The sequence below is a fragment of the Mycobacterium gordonae genome, assembly GCF_002101675.1.
GTDB classification, from domain to species: Bacteria; Actinomycetota; Actinomycetes; order Mycobacteriales; family Mycobacteriaceae; genus Mycobacterium; species Mycobacterium gordonae.
Map to the genome: position 1 here is coordinate 15,870 of NZ_LQOY01000242.1, position 24,414 is coordinate 40,283.

Genomic DNA, 24,414 nt, shown 5'->3' on the forward strand with positions numbered 1-24,414 from the left:
TCTCATCGGTCCGTGCGGTAGTGGTCGAGCTTGGCCGGGTCGACATCGACGCCCAGACCCGGCCCTGCCGGCAGGTGCAGCTCGCCGTCCCGGATGCACAGCGGTGCGGCGAGCAGGTCGCCGGACATGTCCAAGAAGTTGGACAGTTCACCGGCTCGTCGCGACGTCAGCTCGAACGCGGCGCCGAAGCTCACGGCGCATGCCGTGCCGAGCTGACCGTCGAACTGGTTGCCGATCACCACCTCGAGGCCCAGACCTTCGGCGAGGTGATGGACACGTTGCGAGCCGGTGAATCCCGTGCGGGCCGTCTTGATGCTGATAGCGGTAGCCGACCCACCGAGCACCTGGCGGATCACGTCGGCCGGCGTAGGAACCGATTCGTCGGCGATGAAGGGGACGTCGATGTGCTGCAGCAGCCACCGTCGGCCCAGCACGTCGTCGGCCGGGCACAGCTCTTCGGCGAAGAGCAGGTCCAGGTCGGCCATCTCCTGCATCGCGCGCAGCGACTCCGACGCCGTCCATCCCCGGTTGCCGTCGACGTAGAGTTCCACGGTGTCGCCGAAGCGTTCGCGCAGCGCTCGCACCGCGGCGGTATCCACGGCGACCGGCCTGCGTCCGACCTTCACCTTGAAGGTGGTGATGCCGTATTCGTCGACCATGCGCTCGGCCTCGGCCACCATCGCCGACGGCGTGTCGAACCCGAGCATGTGGCTGACCCGCATGCGGTCGGTGAATCCGCCCAGGAGCGCGCTCACCGGTAGGTCGAGGCTACGCCCCAGTGCATCCCAGGCCGCCATGTCGATCGCCGCTTTCGCCGTCGGGTTGCCGACGGTACGTGCGAGCCGGTAGGTGATGACCTCGCGTTCGGTCAGCGTCAGTCCGAGGATCTGGGGCGCGAAAACACCCCGGATGACCGCGAGGATTCCGTCTCGCGTCTCACCGTAGGTGTAAGGGCGCGGCGGCGCCTCGGCGACGCCGACGACGCCTTCGTCGGTGTGTATCCGGACCAGCACGTGCTCGGCTGCGTGCACCTGTCCCGAGGCGAACTTCACCGGCTTGACGTAGGGAATCGTGAATGGGATCGCCTCAACCGCAGTGATTTTCACCGTTCACACCCGGTCCGTCGACGGTAGGAGCCGGATTTATCCATGACACAGACATAGGCATCGGGATATTCATCGTCAATATCCGTCGATCAATGGCCTAGTCAGGACTAGCCAAACACCCAGTGTGACCGCGGCTACCCGATGCGATGGTGCAGACCATGTCCGCGAAGCGCTCCCTGACGCATGTGGCCGCCGTCCTGGCCGATGCGGTCGTCGATGATCCGGAGGCCGGAGTGTTCCGCGTCAACCGCCGAATCTTCACCGATGACGACGTTTTCGAGCTCGAGATGAAGCACATCTTCGAAGGCAACTGGGTCTATTTGGCCCACGACAGTCAGATTCCCAATTCAGGCGACTACTTCACCACCTACATCGGTCGCCAGCCGGTCGTCATCACCCGCGACAAGGACGGCCGGCTGCACTGCCTGATCAACGCCTGCGCACATCGCGGCGCGATGATCTGTCGCCGCAAGACAGACAACCGGATGACGCTGACCTGCCCGTTCCACGGATGGACGTTTCGCAACGACGGGACGCTGCTCAAGGTCAAGGACCCCGACGAGGCCGGGTATCCACAGACGTTCAACGTCGACGGTTCGCACGACATGACCAGGGTCGCCCGATTCGACGAATACCGCGGATTCCTTTTTGCCAGCCTGAATCCCGACGTCGTCGCCCTTGCCGAGCATCTGGGCGACGCAGCCAAGGTGATCGACATGCTGGTCGACCAGTCCCCCGACGGAGTGGAGGTGCTGCGCGGCTCGTCGACCTATGTCTACGACGGAAATTGGAAGGTGCAGGCCGAGAACGGGGCCGACGGCTACCACGTGACGGCGACGCATTGGAACTATGCCGCTACCACCAGCCGGCGCACCGTCGGAGAGTCCACGAACGACACGAAGACACTCGACGCGGGCAGCTGGGGCAAGTCCGGCGGCGGATATTGGTCATTTCCGCACGGCCACCTGTGTCTGTGGACCTGGGCGGCCAATCCCCAGGACCGGCCACTGTGGGACAGACTCGACAAACTCAAGGCCACGTTCGGCGACGCCAAGGGCGAATTCATGGTCAAGGGCTCACGCAACCTCTGCCTGTATCCGAATGTCTATGTGATGGACCAGTTTTCGACCCAGATCCGGCATTTCCGCCCGATCGCGCCGGATCGGACCGAGGTGACCATCTACTGCATCGCACCCAAGGGAGAAGCCGCGGCAGCGCGGGCGCAACGCATCCGGCAATACGAAGACTTCTTCAACGCGTCGGGCATGGCCACGCCCGATGACCTGGAGGAGTTTCGGTCCTGCCAGCTGACATTCCGTGCGCGGGCCGCCAAGTGGAACGACCTGAGCCGTGGTGCGGCGCACCGGCTGCAGGGCCCGGACGAGGTAGCCGCCTCCCTTGCCATGCGCGGCGTCATCTCGGCCGGAACCAAGAACGAAGACGAAGGCCTCTACCCCGTACAGCATGGTTTCTGGCTGGAATCGATGCGCAGAGCCCTGGACAAGGAACTGGAGCGGTCGCCATGACTACAACGAGCCCCGCAGCGGCGGCGTCCACCATGATCACGCAGAACGCCATCGAGCAGTTCCTCTACCGCGAGGCGCGTTATCTCGACGACCGCGAATTCGAGAAATGGCTGGCCTGCTACGCCGAGGATGTCGTCTATTGGATGCCCGCCTGGACAGACGATGATCAGCTGGTGGATGATCCGCAACGGGACATCTCGCTGATCTACTACCCGAACAAGGGTGGATTGGCCGACCGGGTATTCCGCATCCGCACCGAGCGGTCCTCGGCCACGTCGATACCTGAACCACGCACCAGTCACAACATCACCAACGTGGAAGTGATCGAGCGTCGGGGACAGCTGGTCGATGTCCGATTCAATTGGCACACCATGTATTTCCGCTACAAGACAGTGGACGTCTATTACGGGACATCCTTCTGTGCCATCGACTTCTCCGGAGAGAACCCGGTCATTCGGCGCAAGACGGTGGTGCTCAAAAACGACTACATCCACCACGTGGTGGACATCTACCACGTCTGAGGCGACCGCCGTGTCAGCACCCGCTTTCTCGGTGGCGCTCTCGTTCGAAGACGGTGTCACCCGGTTCATTACCTGCCGAACCGATCAGACGGTGGCTGACGCCTCCTACCAGCAGCGGATCAACATTCCACTCGACTGCCGCGACGGTGCGTGCGGAACCTGTAAAGCGTTGTGCACCAGCGGTAGCTATGACGGCGGCAGGTATCTCGAAGATGCGTTGTCACGTGCTGAGGCCGCCGCCGGCTACGTGCTGCCGTGCCAAATGCGGCCCCGCTCCGATCTCGTCATGCTCATTGCGGGCACCTCCGAATCCGCCAGGACGAAGGCCACCACCTATACCGGCACCCTCACGCAGCTGGAATCGCTGTCGGCCACCACGGTCAAGCTCCGAATCGACATACCCAACCGCAACGAACTGGAGTTCCTGCCGGGTCAGTACGTGAACATCGCGGTACCGGGCACCGATCAGGTGCGGTCGTATTCGTTCTGCAACTCCCCCCGGGCAACCCGACTCACGTTCCTGATCAAGCTGACCCCGGGCGGAGCGATGTCACAGTACCTGACGCACCGCGCCGCTGTCGGTGACCGCATCTGCTTCACCGGTCCACACGGCTGTTTTTTTCTGCGGGAGGGCGACCGCTCGTTGCTCCTGCTCGCGGGCGGCACCGGCCTGGCGCCGATCCTGGCGATGTTGCACAGCATGGGCACCACCGGCGACGCACGCAGAACACATCTCATCTACGGGGTCAGCACCGACGACGATCTCGTCGCCTTGGACGAGATAGGCGAAATCGCCTCGGCATCACCGGCATTCACGTGGGACTACTGCGTCTACGATCCGGCCAGCACCGCACCGAACAAAGGGCCCGACCGCGGCGTCGTAACCAGTCTGATTGAACCCGGGCATCTCAACGGCGGCGACGTCGCCATCTACCTCTGTGGTCCTCCGCCGATGGTGGAGGCGGTGCGCGCATATGTCACGACCGCGCAAGGCGCACCACAGGACTTCTACTACGAGAAGTTCACGCCGGCCCCGCGGCCGTCCGGTTCACTCGACCGTGACGATCCGCACCTGTACGAGTCGGGTGCCCGTCGCATCGCCGGGCAACTGGTGTTCCCGCCGAGGCAACCGTGAGCCACCAGTCGTTCATCACCCCTGGCCGCTTTGCCGGCAAGGTCGTGGTCGTCACCGGCGCGGCGCAAGGCATCGGCGAGCGCACAGCCCGGCGGATTCATGCCGAGGGCGGCGCACTCGTGCTGGCCGATCGGTCCGAATTGGTCACCGAAGTCGCCGACGATTTGACTGCGGGCACCTGCCGGGTGGCAGCGATAACGGTGGACCTCGAGCACTATGAGGGCGCGGAAGCGATGGTGTGCCAGGCTATTCGGGCCTTCGGCCGGATCGACGTCCTGATCAACAACGTCGGCGGGGCGATCAACTTCAAACCGTTCACCGAGTTCAGCGCCGCCGAGATCCGTGCCGAGATCGACCGGTCGCTGATGACGACGTTGTACGCATGCCGCGCCGTGCTGCCCACGATGGTCGACCGCGGGCGCGGCGTCATCGTCAACGTCTCGTCCGCCGCCACTCGCAGTATCCATCGGATTCCGTATTCGGCCGCCAAGGGCGGAGTCAACGCGCTCACCGCATCATTGGCTATGGAGTACGCCGACGCGGGTGTCCGGGTGGTGGCCACCGCGCCCGGGGGCACCACGGCGCCGCCGCGGCGGATCCCGCGGGGCACGCCGGTGCCGGCGAACGCCGCCGAGCAAGGCTGGTTCGACGCCCACATCGAGCAGACGATCGCGTCGTCACTGATGAAGCGGTACGCCACTCTGGACGAACAAGCCGCGGCAATCTGCTTCGTGGCTTCCGACGAAGCTTCCTACATCACCGGCACAATCCTGCCCGTCGCGGGTGGGGACATCGGCTGACCGCCATGACGCCGCGGCCGAGGTGGCAAGACCAGCAGCACTTACGATGATGGACGTGACCATCGCGCCCGTCGCGTTCGTCGGCCGCGCAAGCGAGTTCGACGATCTGTCCCGGCGCCTGACGGCTCGCGGAACCGACGGCCTCGAGGTCATCGCGGTGACGGGTCAGCCGGGCATCGGCAAGACCGCGCTGCTGCGCCGATTCGCCGAACGTCATCCAGCCAGCCGGTGGGCCGCGGCGACCGCCTGGGAGAAATCACTGGCCGGGGGTGTGCTGGCCCAACTCTCGCAGACCCCCGCGCCTCCCGATCCGGTGGTCGCGGCCGCCGGATTGGTGCGCGATCTGGCCGGCCGAGGGCCGACGCTACTCGTCATCGATGATGCCCAGCACGCTGATACGTTTTCGCTGCAGGCACTTTCGACCCTGACACGACACCATCGGGAGCTGCCCCTGCTCGTCGTGATGATCAGCGATGGTGATGCGTCGGCGGTGCGGGACCTGATTGGCGGCGAGCTCCGGCTGGCGGGGCTTCCCCCGGCTGATGTCGCCGACCTGGCGTCCGCTTACGGCCGGATCCTGCACCCGTCGATGGTCGACCGGCTGACCCGCCACACCAACGGGAACCCTGGACACGTCCGTGCCCTGCTCGACGAGCTGCCACCGCAGACGTGGGCGCAGCTGGAGTCGGACCTGCCCGCACCGCGGCAGGTGACGAGGCGGGTAGCCGAACAGTTGCAGCAAGCCGAATCCGACGGGCGCACACTGGCTCTCGCCCTGGCCGTGCTTGACGGGCAGGCGACCCTGGCCGATGCCGCACGGTTGGCCGACCTGGGTCGGCCCTTCGCCGCGGTGGAAGCGGCTACCCGCGCAGGACTGCTCACGGCCGGCGACCCCCTGCTCCCCCGGTTGCGTGACGGCCTCACCCGGGCCGCGGTGCTCGATCTGGCCGGACCGCAAGCCGTTGCCGACGCCCACCAGCGCGCTGCCGGCATTGTCGCCGACCCGGCGGCACGGTTGCGACATCGCGTTGCGGCGACGCCGCTGCCCGATCCGGTGCTGGCAGATGAGGTCGACGCGCTTGCCCGCGAATGCGGCGCGGACGGCGCCTGGTCGCTGGCCGCCACCCTGTTCCGCGATGCGAGCCGCCTGACCGACGACCCGCTACTACGCGATCGGCGCCTGACTCATTCGGTCGACGCGCTAGTGGCCGCCGGGGATTGCGTCGGCGCCGGCACACTCGTCCCCGCGGTGCAGAGCCTGCGCGAAACACCGCTGCGCAACGTCGTTTTGGCTTACCTGGCGATCCTACGGGGCAGGGCGACCGAGGCTGAGCTGAGACTCCGGCGGGCATGGGACATCGTGGACATCGATAGCGAGCCCGAGACGGCCGCCTTCATCGCCCAGCGGCACGTGTTGCACGCCCTCGTGCACTGTCGGGGCGAGCAGGTGGTTCAGTGGGCTGACCGGGCAGTGCAATTGGCCGGTCGCGATTCTTCCGCGGGAATCGAGGCCGCCGCTATCCGTGGTCTCGGTCTCCTCGCCGCCGGCCACCCCGAGCGCGCGGTGGCCGCCTACCAGGACTTGAGGACACGGGTTCGCCATGGGGCCCAAGCGCAACGGGTGGTGATGGGCAGCGGGTGGGTGCAGTTGATGTGCGACGACATCGAAGGGGCGCGGTCGAGCCTCGAGAGCGCTGTGGCGTCGGCCCCCCTCGGTGGCTCGACGCGAATTACGTTGTGGGCGTGGGCATGGTTGGCCCGGGTGCAGTTTGTGATGGGCGAATGGGACAACGCCCTCGGCAGCGTGGAGCAAGGCCGCACGCTGGCCCGGTCGAGTGGGATCGTGCTGACGACGCCGCTGTTGGAGTGGACCGCCGGCCAGATCGCTGCCTTGCGTGGGGATTGGGCGGCGGCCGAGTCAGCGGCGTGTACCGCCTCGGCGAATAGCGGCGAGTACGAGATGATGCGCATTCCAACGTTGCTGCTGCGCGCCCAGATCGCGGAGGTACAGGCCGATTACGCCACCGTCCGTCGGGTGCTCGAGCCGCTGAGCCAGATCGCCGCGGGCACGTCACTGCAGGAGCCGGGTTACTGGCCGTGGGCCGACGCGATGGGAAACGCCTTGGTGCTCAACGGTGAACTCGAGGCCGCCGACGCTTTCTTGCGTCCCCATGAACAGCGCGCGCGGGAACGCGAGCATCGCAGCGCGCAGGCCCGTCTGGGCTGTGCGCGGGGCCGGTTGCTCGGTGCGCTCGGCGACGTCACAGCAGCCCGCGAGGTTTTCGAGGAATCGCTGACACTGCTCGACGGGCTGGCGTTGCGCTACGACGCCGCGCGGGTGAATATGGCCTACGGCCAGACGCTGCGGCGAGCCGGTAAACGGCGTGCCGCCGACGCCGTCATAGGCACCGCGCGTGAACTCTATGCCGCGCTCGGCGCCGTCATCGACGTCGCTCGGTGCGATCGCGAACTGAAGGCCGGCGGACTTCATCAAACTCGTGACATGCGAGACAGCGCCGAACTGACGCCGCAGGAGGAGGCGGTGGCAGTGCTCGTGGCCAAGGGACTGTCGAATCGTGAAGTGGCTGCCGAGTTATACGTGTCCCCCAAGACCGTCCAGTACCACCTGAGCCGTGTCTACACGAAGCTGGGCGTGCGCTCGAGAGCGGAGTTGGCGGCGCTGGGCCGCTGACGGTCACGGGTGTTGCAGGTGGGCGACGATCGCTGCGGTGACCTCAGCGGGGCGTTCGGCGTTGGCCAGATGCGCGGCGTGATCGACGACCAGTAGTTGCGAGTCGGCGACACCGGCGACGATCTCTTGGAGCCTGGCGGGTGGGGTGGCCGAGTCATCGGCGCCGGCGACAGCCAGCGTCGGTGCCCTGACGCTCGACAGTGCTGCCCGCAAATCAACCGCGGCGATCGCCTCGCAGCAGGCGGCATATCCTTCGGCAGGCGTTGCCGCAACCATACTTTCGTGCGCGGCAGCGACCTCGGGGTGGGTTCGCCGATAGTCGCCGGTGAACCACCGCGCCACTACCGCCGACGCCACGGCCGCAGTCCCCCGCGCGCGCACCAAGGTGGCTCGCTGCGTCCACGCGCTGGCGGGCGCAAGCTGCACCGCGGTGCACAGCACGACAATTCGATTGACTCGATCAGGGTTGCGCGCCGCCAGATGCAGCGCGGTCATGCCGCCGAGTGACAAGCCGACGACATGCGCGCGTTCGATGCGGAAGCGATCGAGCAGCGCCACGAGGTCGTCGGTCAGGGCCTCGATTCCATAGGGACCGTCGGGTACCGGTGAGGCACCATGGCCGCGGGTGTCGTACCGCAGCACCCGAAAGTGGCGTTCGAGGGTGCCGATCTGAGCGTCCCACATGCGGTGTGTCGATCCCAACGAGTTCGACAGCACCACGACGGGGCCGTCGCGCCGTCCGCTGTCGATCGCATGCACTTCGACTGAACTCATACGCGACCTACAACCATCGGTATGTCCATGAGCGATATGTAATACGGCACCCTATCTGACAACCAAAACCCATGTAATAGCTGAATTTCACTCAATGATGTATCTTAGCAATTCGATCATGTTGATCGTGGTGTACCCTGCGCAACCCGAGGAGGGGCAAACCGGATGACCGACACCAAAGAAGCCAGCGAGCAAGTCGTCCGCGATTTCCTCGGCTCGTGGGAGGCGCGCAGCCTCGACACTATCTGCAGTGGGTTCGCCGACGACGCGGTCTATCACAATGTGCCGGTCGCGCCGATCGAGGGCATTGCCGGGATTCGCGGGATCTTCGAAGCTTTCCTAGCCGCGTTCTCCGCTGCCAAGCTCGATATCGTCACGCTGGCCGCTGAGCCCGGCCGGGTGCTCGTCGAGCGCGTCGACTACTTCACCATGAACGACGGCCGCAAGGTGGTGCTACCGGTCACCGGCGTGTTCGAGGTGAAGAATGGCAAAATCACGCGCTTCAGCGATTACTTTGACCTCGCGGACTTCGAGGGGCAGAGCGGCATGAAGCTGTAGGCCGTGTTCGGCAGGATGTTCGGCTCCGGCGCGCATGAAGGGGGGCAAGTTGACGGAGACATCGCTTCAACCCGTTAAGCGCAGACCCAAGGACCGAAAGCAGCAGATTCTCGAACAGGCCGTCGGGCTCTTCACCGAGCGTGGGTTTCACTCGGTCAAGCTGGAGGACATCGCCGAAGCCGCCGGCGTCACCGCCCGTGCGTTGTACCGCCACTACGACAACAAGCAGGCACTGCTCGCTGAGGTGATCCGGGCCGGGCAGGATCAATACCAGAGTGCGCGCCGTCTCACCGATGGGCAGGCCGAGCCAGAACCTCAGCCGCTGCATCTCGAATTGCCCAACCTCATCGCGGCGGCCGTCGAATCGCGCTCCTTGATGGTCCTGTGGCAGCGTGAGGCGCGCTACCTCAACGAGAACGACCGCGCGGAGGTCCGACGCCGCATCAACGCGATCGTCGCGGGCATACGGGACAACGTTGTCTTGGAGGTGCCTGGTCTTGGCCCGCAGCATGCGGAGCTGCGAGCGTGGGCCGTGTCGAGCACCCTGACCGGGTTGGGGGGGCACAATCTCACCCTTCCGGCTGACGAACTCGAAAAGTGCCTGTCCCAAGCTTCGCTGGCCGCGGCGCGGACTCCTCCGGTGAGTGAGTTACGGCCACTCGACCCCACCACCGACGACGACGGCCACGACGTGCTCTTCTCGCGCTACGAAACCCTGCTGGCAACCGGCGCGCGCCTGTTCCGTGCCAAGGGCTACCCGGCCGTCAGCACCAGCGAGATCGGTAAGGGCGCGGGTATCGCAGGTCCCGGGCTGTACCGTTCCTTCTCCTCCAAGCAGGCGATCCTCGACGCGCTGCTGCGCCGCCTCGACGAATGGCACAGCCTGGAATGCGTCCGGGCGATACGTGCGAATCCCGAAGCGGCACAACGGTTACGCGGCCTCGTCGAGGGGCACGTCCGGCTCAGCCTGGATGCGCCCGACCTGGTGGCGGTCTGCGTCACCGAACTGCCGCACGCCTCCGGCGAAGTGCGCGACAGCTACCTGAGGAACAAGGCCGACCGAGAGTCGGTCTGGGCCGACCTGATCATGGCGTTGAATCCCCTCACGACGGTCATCGAAGCGCGACTGCTGATCGCGGCGGCGATCACCCTCATCGAAGACGTCGCCCGCACCTGGCATCTCACCCGCTACGCAGGCGTCGCCGACGAGATCACCGCGCTCGCCCTGGCGATTCTGACCAGCCGGACCGAATCCGGCTGACGGCCGGCCGCTGCCCCGATCACGCGCGCACCGGCCGCGATTGATAGGCGGCGGACGAAGTCGGCAGCAGCGCCTTCATGACGACAGAAGGCCGCATCAGGGTCAGCGGCGCGCGCTGCAGGTGCATCACGTCGATGAACTCGCGGGCGACATTTGCGTCGTACCACGTCATCTCGGTGACCTTGCCGAAGTACCAGCTCGCGAGTTTGGACACCAGCCGGGCCCCGCCATTGGCGGAGACAGCACCGTAATCCTCAACGGTCGACGTGAACCAGCACTCGTCGAGGAATCGGCTGTATGCGTGATGGAAGCGCTTGGCCAGGCCGTCGATCCGGCCGGGACCCGCCGCCAGCCGGTGGTCGCTCAGACATTTGTCCAGAATGCTCGTCCCCACGGCGCCGTGTGACATGCCCTGCGCATAAAGCGGGTTCAGCGATGTATTGGCGTCGCCGATGACGACCAAGCCGTCGGGCGCCGACGTCAACTTGTCGTAGTGGCGCCGAAGATTCGCCGGGAAACGCCAGCGGTGAACGTCTTCCACGCAGGTCGCGCCGCGCAAGGCCTCGTACAGATCGGGCACCGGCAGGCCCTTCGTCCAGTCGAGAAAGCTCTCGATATCGGTCCCGGCGTAATCACCCTGCCAACCGAGCAGGGTGACTATCCAGCGGCCGCCTTCGGTGGGCAGCAGCGCAGCGGTCCGAGTGGCGGGAGGCCGGGAGTGGATCAGCATTGCCTTCCAGTCGCGGGGTCCGTCCGGCGGTGTGAAAAGCGTAGTGGAATAACCGATATCCACCTTGAGCTCACTGACCTCCGGGGAACCGAACCCCAGCGAGGCGAGGTGCCGCGGGGTCTCGGAGTTGCGTCCGCTCGCGTCGATGACGAGGTCGGCATCCAGGAAGGTTCCGTCGGCGAGTTCTACCCCGGTGATGCGGCCACTGTGAGCCCGGTAGCCATTGACCTTGGTGTTTTCCAGCATTGTCACGTTGGGCAGCTGCATCAACCGCTGCCGGATGTAGTGCTCCAGGAAACCCCTGGTCTGGCACAGCATGGTCAGCCCGCTGTCGAAACGCTTCTTCCAGCCCCCCGAGTGGTACCAGCAGATGTCGTTGGCCATGTCGACTTCGACCGAACCCTTGCTGAGCAGGTCGGTGGTCAGTCCCGGAAAGTAGTGGTTGAAAACGTTCTGCCCGCCGCGCAGCAGGATGTGACCGTGGTGCGACTGCGGAACGCCTTTGCGCCATCGCGGTTCGCCCGGCATGCGATCCCGGTCGATGGTCGTCACCAAGTCGAAATGCCTTGCCGCAACAGCGGATGCGGCCATACCGGTGGTGCTGGCACCGATCACGACGGCGTGCCGACCGCCCAGGCCGCCATACCGGACCATGGTTTTTCCAGTCATGATCGAAGTCTGCAAACCGCCGCGGCGCGCCGTCTTGGACGGCCTTGCGCCGTTCTTGGTTCGGGTTTGCGCCCGGCGGGCGGCCGCTACTGACCGGACGCCCCGTTGCGCAGCTCGGCCGGTGTCATGCCGAAGGCGCGCTTGAACAATCTGGTCATATGGCTCTGATCGCAGAAGCCCGTCGCGCCGACCACTTCCTTGAGCGCCATGTCGGTCTGCAGGATGAGGTGGCGAGCCCGCTGGATGCGCCGCTGCTGAACGTAGGCGTGTGGTGGAGCGCCGAAGCGCCGTTTGAACAGCCGCGCGAAATGGTACTGGCTCATACCCCCGATTCGGGCCAGCGCGCGCAGGGACAGGTCCGCAGCGAGATTGGCGTCGATGAACTCGGCGACTTGGCGCGCTTGGGAGGCGCTCAGTGCTCCCGGACATCTGGGCGCCCGCAGTCGCGCCTCGGCGTGGTGGCGCAATATGTGGACGCCGAGCTGCGTCAGCAGCGCCTCCTTGTAGAGGGCGCCGCCGAATTCGTCCCGGCGCAACTCCGTTGCCAGGGCCTCGATTCCGTGCTGGATGACCGGGTCCCTGACCTGGAACGCCTCGCGAATCGCAACGGATTCGACGTGGCGGTCGAAAACCTCCGACGCGAAATCCGCCAGCCGGCGTTCGTTGAGATAGAGCACGGTCGCCTGGAACGACCTGCTCCATTGCCAGGTCGATTCATAGCCTGGCCGCAGGATGGAGAAGTCGCCCGGGACCATCTGCGTGCGACTGCGAATGGCGCCGCAGCGCAGCGCGATCTGGGCGGGCGTGTGCCAGGCGATGACGGCGATGTCGCGCAGCGGAGGGACTTCGGTGTGGCAGGAATGGAATTGGTAGACACGGAGATCCGCTCCGGGCAACTCACCGTCGCGGGTGGCGACCACGCACTTGGCCGGGACCAGGCGATCCACACCCGTGGCATCCACGTCCTCGAAACCCTTGGGCGTCATCGTACCTCCGAAGTAACGCAGCCCCACCTGCCGTGACGCTGAGTTGCGCTACCGAGATTGTAGGCCCGCGGCCTGCCCCCCGTCGTCGAATGAGTGGCGGCCCAGCATGGGATGTGATTGCGCATCTGGTTGGACGTTCTTGCTAACCCGTATACACCCCATGGCCTGAAAGTTAGCGTCAGGGCCGACTTTCCACAGATGTCTGAGCGGAACGGCGAGTGTGAACGAACGATATCGCGGCAAGACGGTGTTGGTCACCGGAGCAGCCTCCGGCATCGGCCGCGCCATCGCATTCGCGGCTGCCCGCGAAGGCGCGGGGCTGATCCTCGGTGACGTGCAGGTCGATCGGCTCGCCGACACGGCAGCGGAGCTGAGGGCGGCCGGCGCGGCTGTCTATTACTCGCGGTGCGACATCTCCCGGACCAGCGACGTTGACGAACTGGTACGCCGTGGGTCCGACGAGACCGGTCCGGTGGACGTGGCATTCGCCAACGCCGGCGTCCTCGGGATCCCGGGCGACGTGTGGACCTATCCGGAAGAGGACTTCACCACGATCCTCGATATCAATGTCACCGGCACCTGGAGAACCTTTCGTGCGGTCCTGCCGGGAATGATCGAGCGGCGGCGTGGTGTCGTCGTCGCCACCGCATCGGCGGCCGGCGTCATCGGGCCCCCGGGGCTCCCCGCGTACGTGGCGAGCAAGCACGCCGTGGTGGGGCTGGTGAAGTCGACCGCCACGAATGTGGCGCGCTACGGCATCCGGGTCAACGCCATCTGCCCGCATCTGGTTAACACCCCGATGCTGGACAAGGTGACCAACGAGATTCCAGGCCTTCGCGATTCGCTGGATCAGCAGACGCCGCTCGGACGGGTGGCCACACCGGAAGAAGTCGCGCGCTCCGCGATCTGGCTGGGATCGGAGGAGGCGAGCTTCGTCACCGGACACCCGCTGCTGGTCGACGGTGGACTGGTGGCTCAGTAGCGAAACATGTCGGACGACACAGAGACGAGAGTGACGATGAAGCACCTGAACATCGACTGCAACGGGACCCGCATCCATGCGGTCGAGCAGGGATCCGGACCGTTGATCATTCTGCTGCACGGTTTTCCGGAGTCCTGGTACTCCTGGCGGCACCAGATTCCGGTGCTGGCCGACGCCGGTTACCGGGTCGTCGCAATCGATCAGCGAGGGTTCGGGAGGTCGTCGAAATTCCGGGTCAACAGCGCATACCGCATCGACAAGACGGTCGCGGACGTCGAAGCGGTGATCGATGCCTACGGTGCGGACCGGGCCGTCGTCGTCGGGCACGACTGGGGCGCGCCGGTCGCCTGGACCTTCGCCTGGCTTCGTCCCCAACGCTGCCGAGGCGTGGTCGGTTTGAGCGTTCCATTCGCCGGGCGCGGCCTGATCGGTCTCCCCGGCTGCCCGTTCGGGGAGACCCGCCCACGGGACTACCACGTCGAACTCGCCGGCCCGGGCAGGACGTTCTATCAGGACTACTTCTCCGAGCAGGACGGAATCATCAATGAGATCGAGGAGGATCTCCGAAAGTGGTTGCTGGGCTTGACTTATACGGTGTCGGGCGAGGCCGCCGCGGCGGCGGTCGCCGCCGGTTCGATGCCGGCCGATCCGATCGAGGCACTGCGCTTCGGGCCACTGTGTATGGCCGACGGCGCCAGGCTGGACGATGCATTCGTCTGGCCGGAATCGATGCCGGAGTGGTTCACCGCGGAGGATCTCGACTTTTACGCTGAGGAGTTCGAACGGGCCGGCTTCTCCGGCGGTTTGGCGTTCTACCACAACGTCGATGCCGGCTGGGAGGTGCTCGCCGACGTCGAGCACCGGAAGCTGACGCCGCCGGCGCTGTTCATCGGTGGCGAGTACGACGTGGCGTCGATCTGGGGCGCCGAGGCGATCGCGCGGGCCGACGAGAAGATGTGCGACAACCGGGGCAGCCACCTCATTCCCGGTGCGGGCCACTGGATTCAGCAGGAGAAGCCCGCCGAAACGAACCGGCTGCTCCTGGACTTCCTCGGCCAGTTGCCGTGCCGGCCCGCCGACTGAGCTACCACAGCGCGGCGATGGTTCCGCCATCGGCGATCTGCGTGGTGCCGGTGACCATCGAAGCGTCGTCGGACAACAGAAACGCGACGATGCCGGCCATCTCCTCCGGGGCGGCCATGCGGCCCTGCAACCGGGCGATCAGTGCCAGCGCGCCGCCTTCGCCGAGCGCCTCGTCGAACATCGTCATGGCGGTCTGTTGCATCGGGGTGTCGACGAATGCCGGCAGCAACGCATTGGCGCGGATGTTGTGCGGACGCAACTCCGCGGCGGTGACGCGGCTGAGGTGGCTGATGGCAGCCTTGGACATGCCGTAGGCCCCTGAGCCGTTCACCGCGATATGGCCGGCCAGCGACGACATGTTGACGATCGCTCCCCCGCCCCGTTCGATCATCCTCGGCGCGGCGTGCTTGGTGCACAACCACGCACCGCGCAGGTTGATCGCCATGACGCGGTCGAAATCGGCCACGGTGGTGTCGGTGAGCGACGCGAAATGCACGACACCGGCATTGGCGACCAGCTTGTCGACCCCGCCGAACGCGTCGGCGCACGCCGCGACCATCCCAATGACCTGTTCCTCGTCGCTGACATCGACTTTGTGGCCCACCGCTGCGGATCCGATCTTGGCTGCGGTGGCGTCGGCGGTGTTGCCGTCGATGTCCGCGCACAGCACGTTGCAGCCCTCGGCCGCCAGCCGCGTGGCGACCGCTAGACCGATACCGGCGCCTGCCCCGGTGACGATCGCCGCTTTGCCGGCCAGGTCTGGATGACTCACCGATCTCCTCACGAATCCCGTTGCACCACTTGGTGAGCTGACTCAGCCGACGGCCGCCCAGGTGGCGTCCGGTTGCGGCGATCGGATACCACTCTGCCTAATGGCTCCGAACAACACCAGGCCGAATCCTGGCATGTCCTCGGAAAGCCGGATGGCGTACACGCCGAGATCGCGCAGCATCCACGACACCGTCGCCGAGGTGAAGTCCCCGCGCGCGGCACCACCGTCGAACAGGCCGCAGGCACGCGGCGTACCGGAGGGCCTCAGATACAGCACCATTCCCCCGCCCTGGACCGACATCCGGGACAGGGCACCCCGGAGTTCGCCGCCGCACCGGCACGCGCCGGATCCGAACACGTCGCCGGTCAGGCACTCGACGTGGATGTGAAGCGGAACGGGGACTCCCGCGTCCACGGCTCCGATGATGACCGCCAGGTGCTCGCCCCCGCCATGGCTGTTGCGGAAGCCGATGACTCGGGAATCGCCGGCCCAGGTGGGTATGACCGTTTCGGTCAGGCGGACCACCTGCGGTTCGGTGCGGCGCCGAAATGCCACCAGCTCGGAGACCGACACCACCGGAAGCCGGTGCTGGACGGCGAATTCGACCAATTCGGCCCCGCGGGCCATCAGCACGGGATTGCGTCGGGACACGATTTCGCACAGCGCGGCGGCCGGCCGCCGCCCGGCCAGGTAGGCGAGGTCGACGGCCGCCTCGGCCGGTGCCGGTCGTCCCAGAACCCCGTCAGCACCGGCCTGTACGGGGACCACGTGGCCGGGCCGCAGAAAATCCGCGGGCTGGGACGAGGCCGAGCCCAGCGCCGCGATGGTGTGGGCGCGATCCCGTGCCGAGATCCCGGTTCCAACGCCGCGCGCGTCGACAGACACGCAGAAGCTGTCGTCGCCATGGCACATCGGCGGTAGGTTCAACCGCTCGCACTCGGCGCCCGGCAACGCCACCCGCACATAACCCGACGTGTGGCGGATGGTGAAACTCAGCAGCTGGGAAGTCGCGGCGTCCGCCGCGAAAACCAGGTAGCCGTCGGCGTCCTCGGCGACGTCGTCTCGCAGCAGGACGGGGCGCCCGGCGGCCACCGCGGTGACCGCACGGCTGACCCGCAGATCGGTGGTCTTCATCGCAGCTCCCCTGTGGTGGGTGCGGCCAACGCGCGAAATCGGCTGCCGTGAAAGACCAGTGGCGCGGTGTCGGGATCGGCCTGCAGGGAACATATCTCGAGCAGCACGATGAGGTGATCACCGGCAGTGATCTCGTCGCGCAGGCGGCAATTCAACCGGGCGGTGGAACCGTGCACGGTGACACCACCGCCGGGCAGCTCCGTCCAGGTCACTCCGGCGAACCGGTCACCGGCCTTGCGCGACAGGCTCATACAGGCGTCGCTGTGTCCTTCGGCGAGCACGCTGACGCCGAGGTACGGGCGTTCCCGTAACCGGGGCCACGTCGTCGAGCTGTGCTGGATGCACACGGACACCAATGGCGGGTCGAGTGAGACACCGGTGAAGGAACTGGCCGCCATGCCCAGTGGTGTGCCGTCCACGGCTGCGCAGATCGCGACGACCCCGGACGGGAAGCAGCCGAACGCCGTGCGCAACGCGGCAGCGTCGAGGCGTTCGGTCGTCACCTCACTCATGACCCACGCAGCCCGCCAAGGAAATCGAGCAGGAGCCGGTTGGTCTCGTCCGGCGCCTCCTGCTGAATCCAGTGCCCGACGTCGGCGATCATGTGTGTGCCGCGGTAATCCGACATGACCTCTTCCGCCCGCTCCACGGCCTCAGCACCCCACGTGGTGCCGACGTCGTACTGGCCACCGATGAACAGGGCCGGCGGGGTGAGTGGTGTGCCTTCCCGGTCGGCCAGGTCGTGCCAGTCGTTGTCGATGTTGTGATAGAAGCTCAACGGACCGCCGAATCCGCTGCGCTCGAATTCCCCTGCGTAGAAATCGAGATCGGCGTCGGTGAACCAGGACGGCATCGTCTCGGGATAGACGAAGGCGTCCTTGAGCTTGGCGCCCTCGGCCATGCACAGCGGGCCAGCCCGGATGACATCTATCGGGTCCATCGCGGTCAGATCGACGCCGGCGTCTACGGCTGCCTTGGTGGCGGCCATCATTCCCTCACCGGAGACGGTGTAGGTGAGCCCGAGCAGCCAGCCGCGCACGTCCTCCTCGATCTCGGCGATGATGCCGTCCTGCGCGGAGAAGTAGTCCTGATACCAGACGCGGCCCTCACCGGCCAGTTCCAGGTGGTAGTCGTTGGGGCGATGCTCGCCGAAAGGGCTTCCCGGCAAACCGATTACGCCGCGGCCGGCGAACGGGACGCTGATTCCGACCACGCCGGCGCAGCGCTCGGGGTGCAGCCAGGCGAAGGTCCAGGCGACCGGAGCGCCCCAGTCATGGCCCACGACGACGGCCTTGTCCGCGCCGTAGGCGTCGACGACGCCGACGATGTCGCCGACCAATTCCTTGATGCGGTAGGCGGAATTCAGGAAATACTTCGATGAACGGCCATAGCCGCGCTGATCGATGGCCACCACCCGGTAGCCCGCTTCGGCCAGTGCGGGAATCTGGTGGCGCCAGGAATACCACGATTCCGGAAAACCGTGGATCAGCACCACCAGCGGCGCCTCAGCCTTTTCTGGCCCCTTCTCATAGGCGTGGATCCGGGTGCCCCGGCAGTTCAAGATCCGATGAACCATGCTGACCTCTCTATCAGTGTCCGTGACCCGCGGCCGCGCCCACGAGTTGATTCGCGGACTCGGTTGGGACGACCCGATTTTCGTAGTTGCGGGCGATCAGGGTCTTCTGGCCGGACAACCGCGTTCGCGCCCACTTGCCGATGACGCGGCCGGCGATACCCGGCTTCATCAGCGCCGACGGTGGATCGACGAGGTGCACGACGGCCAGGAACCGCCGGTAGGCGTCGATATCGTCGTGCACCAGCTCCAGCAGCCGGTCCATGTACCAGGTGAGGACACCGAAGTAGAAGGGACGCTTCCTGTCCACGTCCTTCATCCAGTCGAAGCGCAGGTTCTGCTCCCGGATCACGAACCACGCCGTGTCGGCCATCTTGGCGATCGTGCGGTAGTAGCGGCGCGGCAGGTCGCGGTGGCCGGGGCCGTATCTGGCCAGCAGCAGCTGCATTTCGCGGACTTCCTTCAGCGCCAGGCTCATTCCCAAACCGGACACCGGATCAGCGCTGGTGTAGGCATCACCGACCGCGACCAGTGCCCGCGGCAGATTGCGCTTCTTCTCGTAGTGCAGGCGCAGCATGTTGGGATAGCGGAAGTTGTAGATCGGTGAGGCCGGTTCGAGGCCGTCGATATTCTCCCCGATCACCGGCGATGGCATTAGGTCCGCGAATTCGCGGAACTCCGCGGCCGTTCGCGGAGGCGAATAGCAGTTGTAAGCCACCAGCGAGGTCGACAACAGCGTGCGCGAGCTGTCGGTGTAGTACTGCGCGGCGTAGGTGTCCTCGAACGGGCGGTACGCGTAACAGATCACCATGACCTTGTCCTGCCACTGGCGCTCGGGCGGAACGTGGTGCTGCATCGTCGAGTAGAAGCAGTTGATGATGTCCTGCTCCACTTCCGGAGCGCCGATCCCGATGCGGTCCAGGAATTCCGGGACGCGGGTGTTCTTGCCCGAGGCGTCCACGACGAACTCGGCCGGTATCACCTCGGCTTCGGCCCCGACGGCGACTCCGATGACCGCATTGTTCTCGCGGTCGAACACCAGGTCGGTGACCTCCGACTCGTATCGGAAGTCGATCCGCGGCTCCTCATCCAGCCGGCGTCGTACGCACCATTCCAGCAGTGGCCTTCCGGCGCAGACGATCTCGATGTCGCTGGTGCCCGGCTTCTTCCAGGAGCCGCCCAGCCGAATCCGGTACTGCGCCGCCATGTCGACCTTGAAGGCGCCCTCGCGGACCATGTCGTCGACGATGCCGGGAAAGAAACGCTCCAGCTCGATCTGCCCGGCGGTGAGCAGGTGGTGCAGGTGCCAGCCCTGCGCGGCGCCGGGCCGGCCCTCCCGCCGGCGGTGCGGGTCGTCCTTCTCGAGCACGATCACGCGTTCGAAGGTCTCGCTGCACACTTTGGCTGCCGCGATGCCCGCGATACTGCCGCCGATGACCACCGCGGTTCCGCGGCCGCGCCGACGCACCTCGCCGACATTCACGCCTGCGTAGTCCAGACGCGCCGGGGTGCGCCGGCGCGCGGCGCCACTGGGCACGAACTTCTCGTAGTACAGGCCCACGCGGTGGAAGCCGTTGTTGTCCAACCACGTTCGAGTAGCCTCGACCATCGCCGCCGGACCGCACAGGTAGACGTCGGCGTCGCCACCGGCCAGCATCCGCTCGTCGAGCAGATCGGTGACCAGCCCGGCGCGCCCATCCCAGGTGGCGTCCGGATTCGACACGGTGACGTGCACTTCCAGGGCGGCGACCCGGCGCCGCAACGAGGTGAGCTCGTCGAGCTTGCACAGGTCTTCGGGCGCGGTGACGCCATACAGCAGATATACGGGTTGGCTGGTGTCAGCCTCGAGACTGTCGGCCATTGCCAAGATCGCCGATAATCCGGTGCCACCGGCGACCAGGATGACCGGTCGCACGATCGGACGCAGATAGAAGCTGCCCTTGCTGCAGCGCAGGGCGATTCGGTCACCGGGCTGCGCGCGGTCGCGAAGGTAGTTCGACATCACGCCGTCGGGCAGCAGCCTGATGATGAACTCCAGTTCGGTGCCGCCGTCGCGATGGGCATAGGAGTAGTTGCGCCAGGTGTCGGTGCCCGGAACCTGCAACTGCGCGAACTGGCCCGCCCGGTAGCGCAGCGGGGTACCCAGACCGGAGGCGTCGACCCGCAGGATGGCCGTGCTGGGCGACACCAGGTCGACACCGGTCACCACACCGTCGCCGGTGACCAGCAGCGCGGCGTTGTCGTCGGCTGGGTACTGCAGTTCGATGCGGCAATCCGACGTGGGGAACGTCTGGCAGGTCAGGATCTTTCGCGCCGCCCGCTCCACGTCGGACAGTCCCTCGGTGCGGCCCATCTCGTACTGGCCGGAGACGCAGCCGGCCACGCAGGTACCGCAGATGCCGCTCTGGCATTCGTTGACGATGGCGACGCCGTGCTCTTCGGCGGCATCCAGCATGGACTGGTCCGGTCGCACCGGCATCGTCTTGGTTGTTCCGTCCGAATAGCCGACGGTGACTTGGCGAACCGACATTGGAACGTGCCCTTCCTGGACTGGCCGCGCTAGACGACCAGGGCTACCGGTTTCCTGGCGATGCGGGCGTTGAGTCTGGGCATGACCTCTTCGGCCAGCAGACGCAGCGACTCCTTCCACGGCCCGGGATTCTCCCGGTAGTCGAAGCCGAGCACCAGCAGGTGACCGAAGCCGCCCACCTGGTCGTAGGTTGCCTCGAGTTTGTCGACGACCGTTTCCACCGAACCCACGACGAAGGTGTTCTCGGCCAGGTACTCCGCGGTCACGTCGTCGTCGGGCACCGTCGGGTTGTGCTTGTAGAACTTCGTCATGCCGAACATGCGGAACGTGGGCAGCGTGTACTCGCGCATGGCCCGGCCCATCGCGCCGTCCACGGCGTAACGGAACGCCTGCTCGTCGGTCTCGGCAACCAGCACCTCACGTACCAGTCGCCAGTCGCGGCGGTCAGGGGTGCGGCCGCTGCGTTCGGCTCCCTCCAGCACAGCGTCCCAGTGAGTGGCCACATATTCGGCGTTGAGGTCCAGACTCATTGGCAGATAACCACGTTCGCCGGCCAGCTTCAGTGTCTCCGAGCCGGCGCTGAACCCGGTGACCCCGATGGGGGGATGAGGCTGCTGGAACGGCTTGATGTGGCGTTTCATCAGGCCCTCGAACATGGGTGCAATTCCGTTGGCGTTCCAGTACTTTCCCCGATGTTCCCAGGGCTCGTCCTCGGTCCAGATGCGCAACATGATCTCGAGCGCTTCCCGCGTCATATCACGGTGCTCGCCGTTCTTGCCGTCGACGTCGTAGAGAGCCCAGTCGCCGGGAATGCCGCTGGCGCCTACGCCGAGCATGAACCGGCCCTGCGCCAGATGGTCGAAATAGGCGACGCGGTGCGCCAATTCGACCGGATGGTGATACGGCAGCAGGTGTGCGCCGGGCGCGAGCTTGATGTTCTTGGTGCGCAGCAGCGCCTGCGCCAACAACAGGTCGGGTGCGCAGATCGGTTCCCAGGGCACCGTGAAGTGCTCGCCGACCCAGGCTTCCACGTAACCCAGCTGGTCTGCCAGCTCGATGATGTCGAGATCCCACTGGGTCGCGTCGTACAGCGTGCGCTCCGGTGGATGGGCCGGCATGAGGAAAATTCCGATTTCCATCTGTAACCCTTCTTGGTGTGTGCCCGGGGCCGGGATTCCGGCGCGCCGCGGTTGGCTCGTCTCTAGGTATATCACAGTACTAGCAAGATACTTCGTTGTACACAAGATGCTTTTTGCTTGGTGATTCGCCAGCACAGACGCCAGACAGCCGCGTATCGGCTATGGACATAATGACGAACTTCCGCGTAACCTCGCACACGTCACGCGTTCTGCGCGCAGCCACCAGCTAGGAGTAGCCATGAGTGTCACCGGGGTCGGTCCGGTCGATCACCGGTCGAACGGGGAGCGCCCCGCGGGAGACTTCCGTTTCATCCGCTACGAGACGCTCGACGACGGCCTGATAGCGGTCATCACCCTCGACCGGCCGAAGCAGCGCAACGCCCAGACCCGCGGACTGCTCGTGGAGTTGGGTACCGCGTTCGAAATCGCCGAGACCGACGACCGGGTCCGGGTCGTCATCCTGAGGGGTGCCGGTTCCGCATTTTCGGCCGGACACGACCTCGGTTCGGCCGACGACGTGCGGGAGCGCACCCCCGGTCCCGACCAGCACCCCACCTACCAATGCAATGGCGGCACCTTCGGCGGCGTTGAGTCGCGTAACCGGCAGGAGTGGCACTACTTCTTCCAGAACACCAAGAGATGGCGCGATCTGCGCAAGATCACGATCGCCCAGGTGCACGGCACGGTCCTGTCGGCGGGCCTGATGCTGGCGTGGTGTTGCGATCTGATCGTCGCCGCCGAGGACACCGTGTTCGCCGATGTCGTAGGGACGCGGTTGGGCATGTGCGGGGTGGAGTACTTCGGCCATCCCTGGGAGTTCGGGCCCCGCAAAGCCAAGGAACTTCTGCTCACCGGCGACTCGATCGGCGCGGACGAGGCGCATGCGCTCGGGATGGTCTCGAAGGTTTTCCCGAACGATGAATTGACCAGCAACGCAATTGAATTCGCACGCCGGATCGCCAAAGTGCCGACCATGGCCGCGCTGCTGATCAAAGAGTCGGTGAACCAGACCGTCGATGCGATGGGTTTCTCCACCGCGTTGGACGGTTGCTTCAAGATCCATCAGCTCAACCACGCGCACTGGGGTGAAGTCACGGGCGGGAAACTGTCTTACGGCACCGTCGAGTACGGACTCGTCGACTGGCGCGCCGCGCCGGAGATCCTGCCCGCGACCAAGAATCGCCCTTGAGGTCGGCCGGCGATGGACATCACCTACCCGCCGGAAGCCGAAGCCTTCCGGGAACGGATCCGTGACTTCCTGCGCGAGCACCTGCCCGCGGGCTGGTCGGGACCCGGGGCCCTACCGCCGGCCGCGCGGAATGAGTTTGCGCGGCAATGGCGGCAGTTGCTGGCGGACAACGGCCTGGTCGCCGTGTCCTGGCCGCAGGAGTATGGCGGCGCCGGTCTCTCGGCGATGTCGCAGGCGGTACTCGACGAGGAATTCGCCCGTGCGGGCGCGCCGGAGGGCCTGGAGAATGACTTGCTCGGCATCCAGCTGTTGGGCAATACGCTGATCGCGCTGGGTTCCGAGCAGCAGAAGGCGCACTACCTGCCACGCATTCTCAGCGGTGAAGACCGTTGGTGCCAAGGTTTTTCCGAGCCCGAAGCTGGTTCGGACCTGGCGTCGGTGCGGACCAGGGCGGTGCTCGATGGTGACGAGTGGACACTGAACGGGCAGAAGATCTGGACGTCGGCGGGACCCACCGCGAATTGGATATTCGTGCTGGCGCGCACCGATCCGGACGGACCCAAGCACACCGGCTTGTCGATGCTGCTAGTCCCCATGGACCAGCCCGGTGTCGTGGTTCGCCCGATCGTCAACGCGGCCGGGCACGCTTCCTTCAGCGAGGTCTTCTTTGACGACGCCCGCACCCCGGCCGCCAATGTGATCGGTCGAGTCGGTGACGGCTGGCAAGTGGCGATGACGCTGCTCGGGTTCGAGCGCGCCTCCCAGGTCACCACCGCCGCCATCAACTTCGGGCGCGAGCTCGACCGGCTGTGCGAACTCGCCCGGGACCGCGGGCTGCGCTCCGATCCACGGATCCGCGATGCTCTGGCGTGGTGCTATTCGCGGGTTCAGATCATGCGCTACCAGGGTTATCGCGGTCTGACCGCATTGATCAACGGTCAACGCCCCGGGCCCGAGGCCGCGATCAGCAAGGTCATGTGGAGCGAGTATTTCCAGCGCTATACCGAACTGGCCGTCGAGATCCTGAGCCTGGAGGCGCTGAGCGCGCAGGGCGCCGGTAACGGCGAAGCGCTGATCGTCCCGGCGGTCGGCACTCCTAACTCGGCCGCGTGCTGGCTGGACGAGCTGCTCTATGGGCGGGCCGCCACCATCTATGCCGGCAGCTCCCAGATTCAGCGCAACGTCATCGGTGAGCAATTGCTCGGTCTCCCGAAGGAACCACGCCGGGACACCCGGCACGAACTGAAAATCTGA

Annotated in this window: 19 protein-coding genes and 1 pseudogene; 10 read left to right on the top strand and 10 right to left on the bottom strand. The window is 65.9% G+C overall.

Annotated features, from left to right (window positions below; all coding sequences use genetic code 11):
- Window positions 1-2 precede the first annotated feature (2 nt).
- The gene (locus AWC08_RS30990) at window positions 3-1,106 is read right to left on the bottom strand and encodes a mandelate racemase/muconate lactonizing enzyme family protein (RefSeq protein WP_065135368.1); all 1,104 of its coding nucleotides are present in this window, start codon (window positions 1,104-1,106) and stop codon (window positions 3-5) included.
- Window positions 1,107-1,264: 158 nt separating this feature from the next.
- Between AWC08_RS30990 and benA the strand changes: the two genes are divergently transcribed.
- From benA to AWC08_RS31010, 4 genes and pseudogenes are all read left to right on the top strand, one after another.
- Window positions 1,265-2,632, top strand: coding sequence for a benzoate 1,2-dioxygenase large subunit (benA, locus tag AWC08_RS30995; protein WP_082986511.1), 1,368 nt, complete (start codon window positions 1,265-1,267; stop codon window positions 2,630-2,632).
- Window positions 2,629-3,153 carry a benzoate 1,2-dioxygenase small subunit gene (gene benB, locus AWC08_RS31000; protein WP_069433191.1) on the top strand — a complete coding sequence of 175 codons (525 nt, stop codon included), beginning with the start codon at window positions 2,629-2,631 and terminating at the stop codon, window positions 3,151-3,153. The genes benA and benB overlap by 4 nt, the downstream gene beginning before the upstream one ends.
- A gap of 10 nt (window positions 3,154-3,163) precedes the next feature.
- Window positions 3,164-5,088, top strand: a pseudogene (gene benC, locus AWC08_RS39285) (benzoate 1,2-dioxygenase electron transfer component BenC).
- 49 nt (window positions 5,089-5,137) lie between these two features.
- The gene (locus AWC08_RS31010; RefSeq protein WP_069433213.1) at window positions 5,138-7,780 is read left to right on the top strand and encodes a helix-turn-helix transcriptional regulator; all 2,643 of its coding nucleotides are present in this window, start codon (window positions 5,138-5,140) and stop codon (window positions 7,778-7,780) included.
- 3 nt (window positions 7,781-7,783) lie between these two features.
- Here AWC08_RS31010 and pcaD read toward each other — a convergent pair whose 3' ends face one another.
- A complete protein-coding gene (gene pcaD, locus AWC08_RS31015) occupies window positions 7,784-8,554 on the bottom strand; it encodes a 3-oxoadipate enol-lactonase (protein WP_065135365.1) in 771 nt (256 codons plus the stop codon).
- A gap of 165 nt (window positions 8,555-8,719) precedes the next feature.
- Between pcaD and AWC08_RS31020 the strand changes: the two genes are divergently transcribed.
- Window positions 8,720-9,112: a limonene-1,2-epoxide hydrolase family protein gene (locus AWC08_RS31020; RefSeq protein ID WP_065135364.1), complete on the top strand. Its 393-nt coding sequence runs from the start codon at window positions 8,720-8,722 to the stop codon at window positions 9,110-9,112.
- 49 nt (window positions 9,113-9,161) lie between these two features.
- A complete protein-coding gene (locus tag AWC08_RS31025; RefSeq protein WP_232007794.1) occupies window positions 9,162-10,373 on the top strand; it encodes a TetR/AcrR family transcriptional regulator in 1,212 nt (403 codons plus the stop codon).
- Between the two features lie 19 nt (window positions 10,374-10,392).
- Here AWC08_RS31025 and AWC08_RS31030 read toward each other — a convergent pair whose 3' ends face one another.
- The gene (locus AWC08_RS31030) at window positions 10,393-11,772 is read right to left on the bottom strand and encodes an NAD(P)/FAD-dependent oxidoreductase (protein ID WP_232007795.1); all 1,380 of its coding nucleotides are present in this window, start codon (window positions 11,770-11,772) and stop codon (window positions 10,393-10,395) included.
- An 86-nt stretch (window positions 11,773-11,858) separates the two neighbouring features.
- Entirely contained in the window at window positions 11,859-12,758 is a 900-nt protein-coding gene (locus AWC08_RS31035) for an AraC family transcriptional regulator (protein WP_069433192.1), read from the bottom strand.
- A 220-nt stretch (window positions 12,759-12,978) separates the two neighbouring features.
- Between AWC08_RS31035 and AWC08_RS31040 the strand changes: the two genes are divergently transcribed.
- Together AWC08_RS31040 and AWC08_RS31045 are read left to right on the top strand one after the other, a co-directional pair.
- Window positions 12,979-13,740 (top strand): SDR family NAD(P)-dependent oxidoreductase, encoded by a 762-nt coding sequence (locus AWC08_RS31040; protein WP_069433193.1) that lies wholly within the window; start codon window positions 12,979-12,981, stop codon window positions 13,738-13,740.
- Window positions 13,741-13,776: 36 nt separating this feature from the next.
- The gene (locus AWC08_RS31045) at window positions 13,777-14,823 is read left to right on the top strand and encodes an alpha/beta fold hydrolase (protein WP_069433214.1); all 1,047 of its coding nucleotides are present in this window, start codon (window positions 13,777-13,779) and stop codon (window positions 14,821-14,823) included.
- Between the two features lies 1 nt (window position 14,824).
- On the opposite strand, the gene AWC08_RS31050 is transcribed toward AWC08_RS31045, so the two are convergent.
- From AWC08_RS31050 to AWC08_RS31075, 6 genes are read right to left on the bottom strand one after another with little or no spacing between them, the layout of a single operon-like run.
- The gene (locus tag AWC08_RS31050; RefSeq protein WP_069433194.1) at window positions 14,825-15,595 is read right to left on the bottom strand and encodes a glucose 1-dehydrogenase; all 771 of its coding nucleotides are present in this window, start codon (window positions 15,593-15,595) and stop codon (window positions 14,825-14,827) included.
- 42 nt (window positions 15,596-15,637) lie between these two features.
- Window positions 15,638-16,729, bottom strand: a complete 1,092-nt coding sequence (locus tag AWC08_RS31055) for a 3,4-dihydroxy-2-butanone-4-phosphate synthase (RefSeq protein ID WP_069433195.1) — start codon at window positions 16,727-16,729, stop codon at window positions 15,638-15,640.
- Entirely contained in the window at window positions 16,726-17,241 is a 516-nt protein-coding gene (locus AWC08_RS31060; protein ID WP_069433196.1) for a flavin reductase family protein, read from the bottom strand. Before AWC08_RS31060 ends, AWC08_RS31055 begins: the two co-directional genes overlap by 4 nt.
- Window positions 17,238-18,305: an alpha/beta fold hydrolase gene (locus tag AWC08_RS31065; RefSeq protein WP_069433197.1), complete on the bottom strand. Its 1,068-nt coding sequence runs from the start codon at window positions 18,303-18,305 to the stop codon at window positions 17,238-17,240. The genes AWC08_RS31060 and AWC08_RS31065 overlap by 4 nt, the downstream gene beginning before the upstream one ends.
- A 13-nt stretch (window positions 18,306-18,318) precedes the next feature.
- Window positions 18,319-20,832, bottom strand: a complete 2,514-nt coding sequence (locus tag AWC08_RS31070; RefSeq protein WP_069433198.1) for a 2Fe-2S iron-sulfur cluster-binding protein — start codon at window positions 20,830-20,832, stop codon at window positions 18,319-18,321.
- A gap of 29 nt (window positions 20,833-20,861) precedes the next feature.
- Entirely contained in the window at window positions 20,862-21,971 is a 1,110-nt protein-coding gene (locus AWC08_RS31075) for an LLM class flavin-dependent oxidoreductase (protein WP_065131839.1), read from the bottom strand.
- Between the two features lie 238 nt (window positions 21,972-22,209).
- Between AWC08_RS31075 and AWC08_RS31085 the strand changes: the two genes are divergently transcribed.
- A complete protein-coding gene (locus AWC08_RS31085; RefSeq protein ID WP_065131838.1) occupies window positions 22,210-23,160 on the top strand; it encodes an enoyl-CoA hydratase in 951 nt (316 codons plus the stop codon).
- A gap of 12 nt (window positions 23,161-23,172) precedes the next feature.
- Entirely contained in the window at window positions 23,173-24,414 is a 1,242-nt protein-coding gene (locus AWC08_RS31090) for an acyl-CoA dehydrogenase (RefSeq protein ID WP_069433199.1), read from the top strand.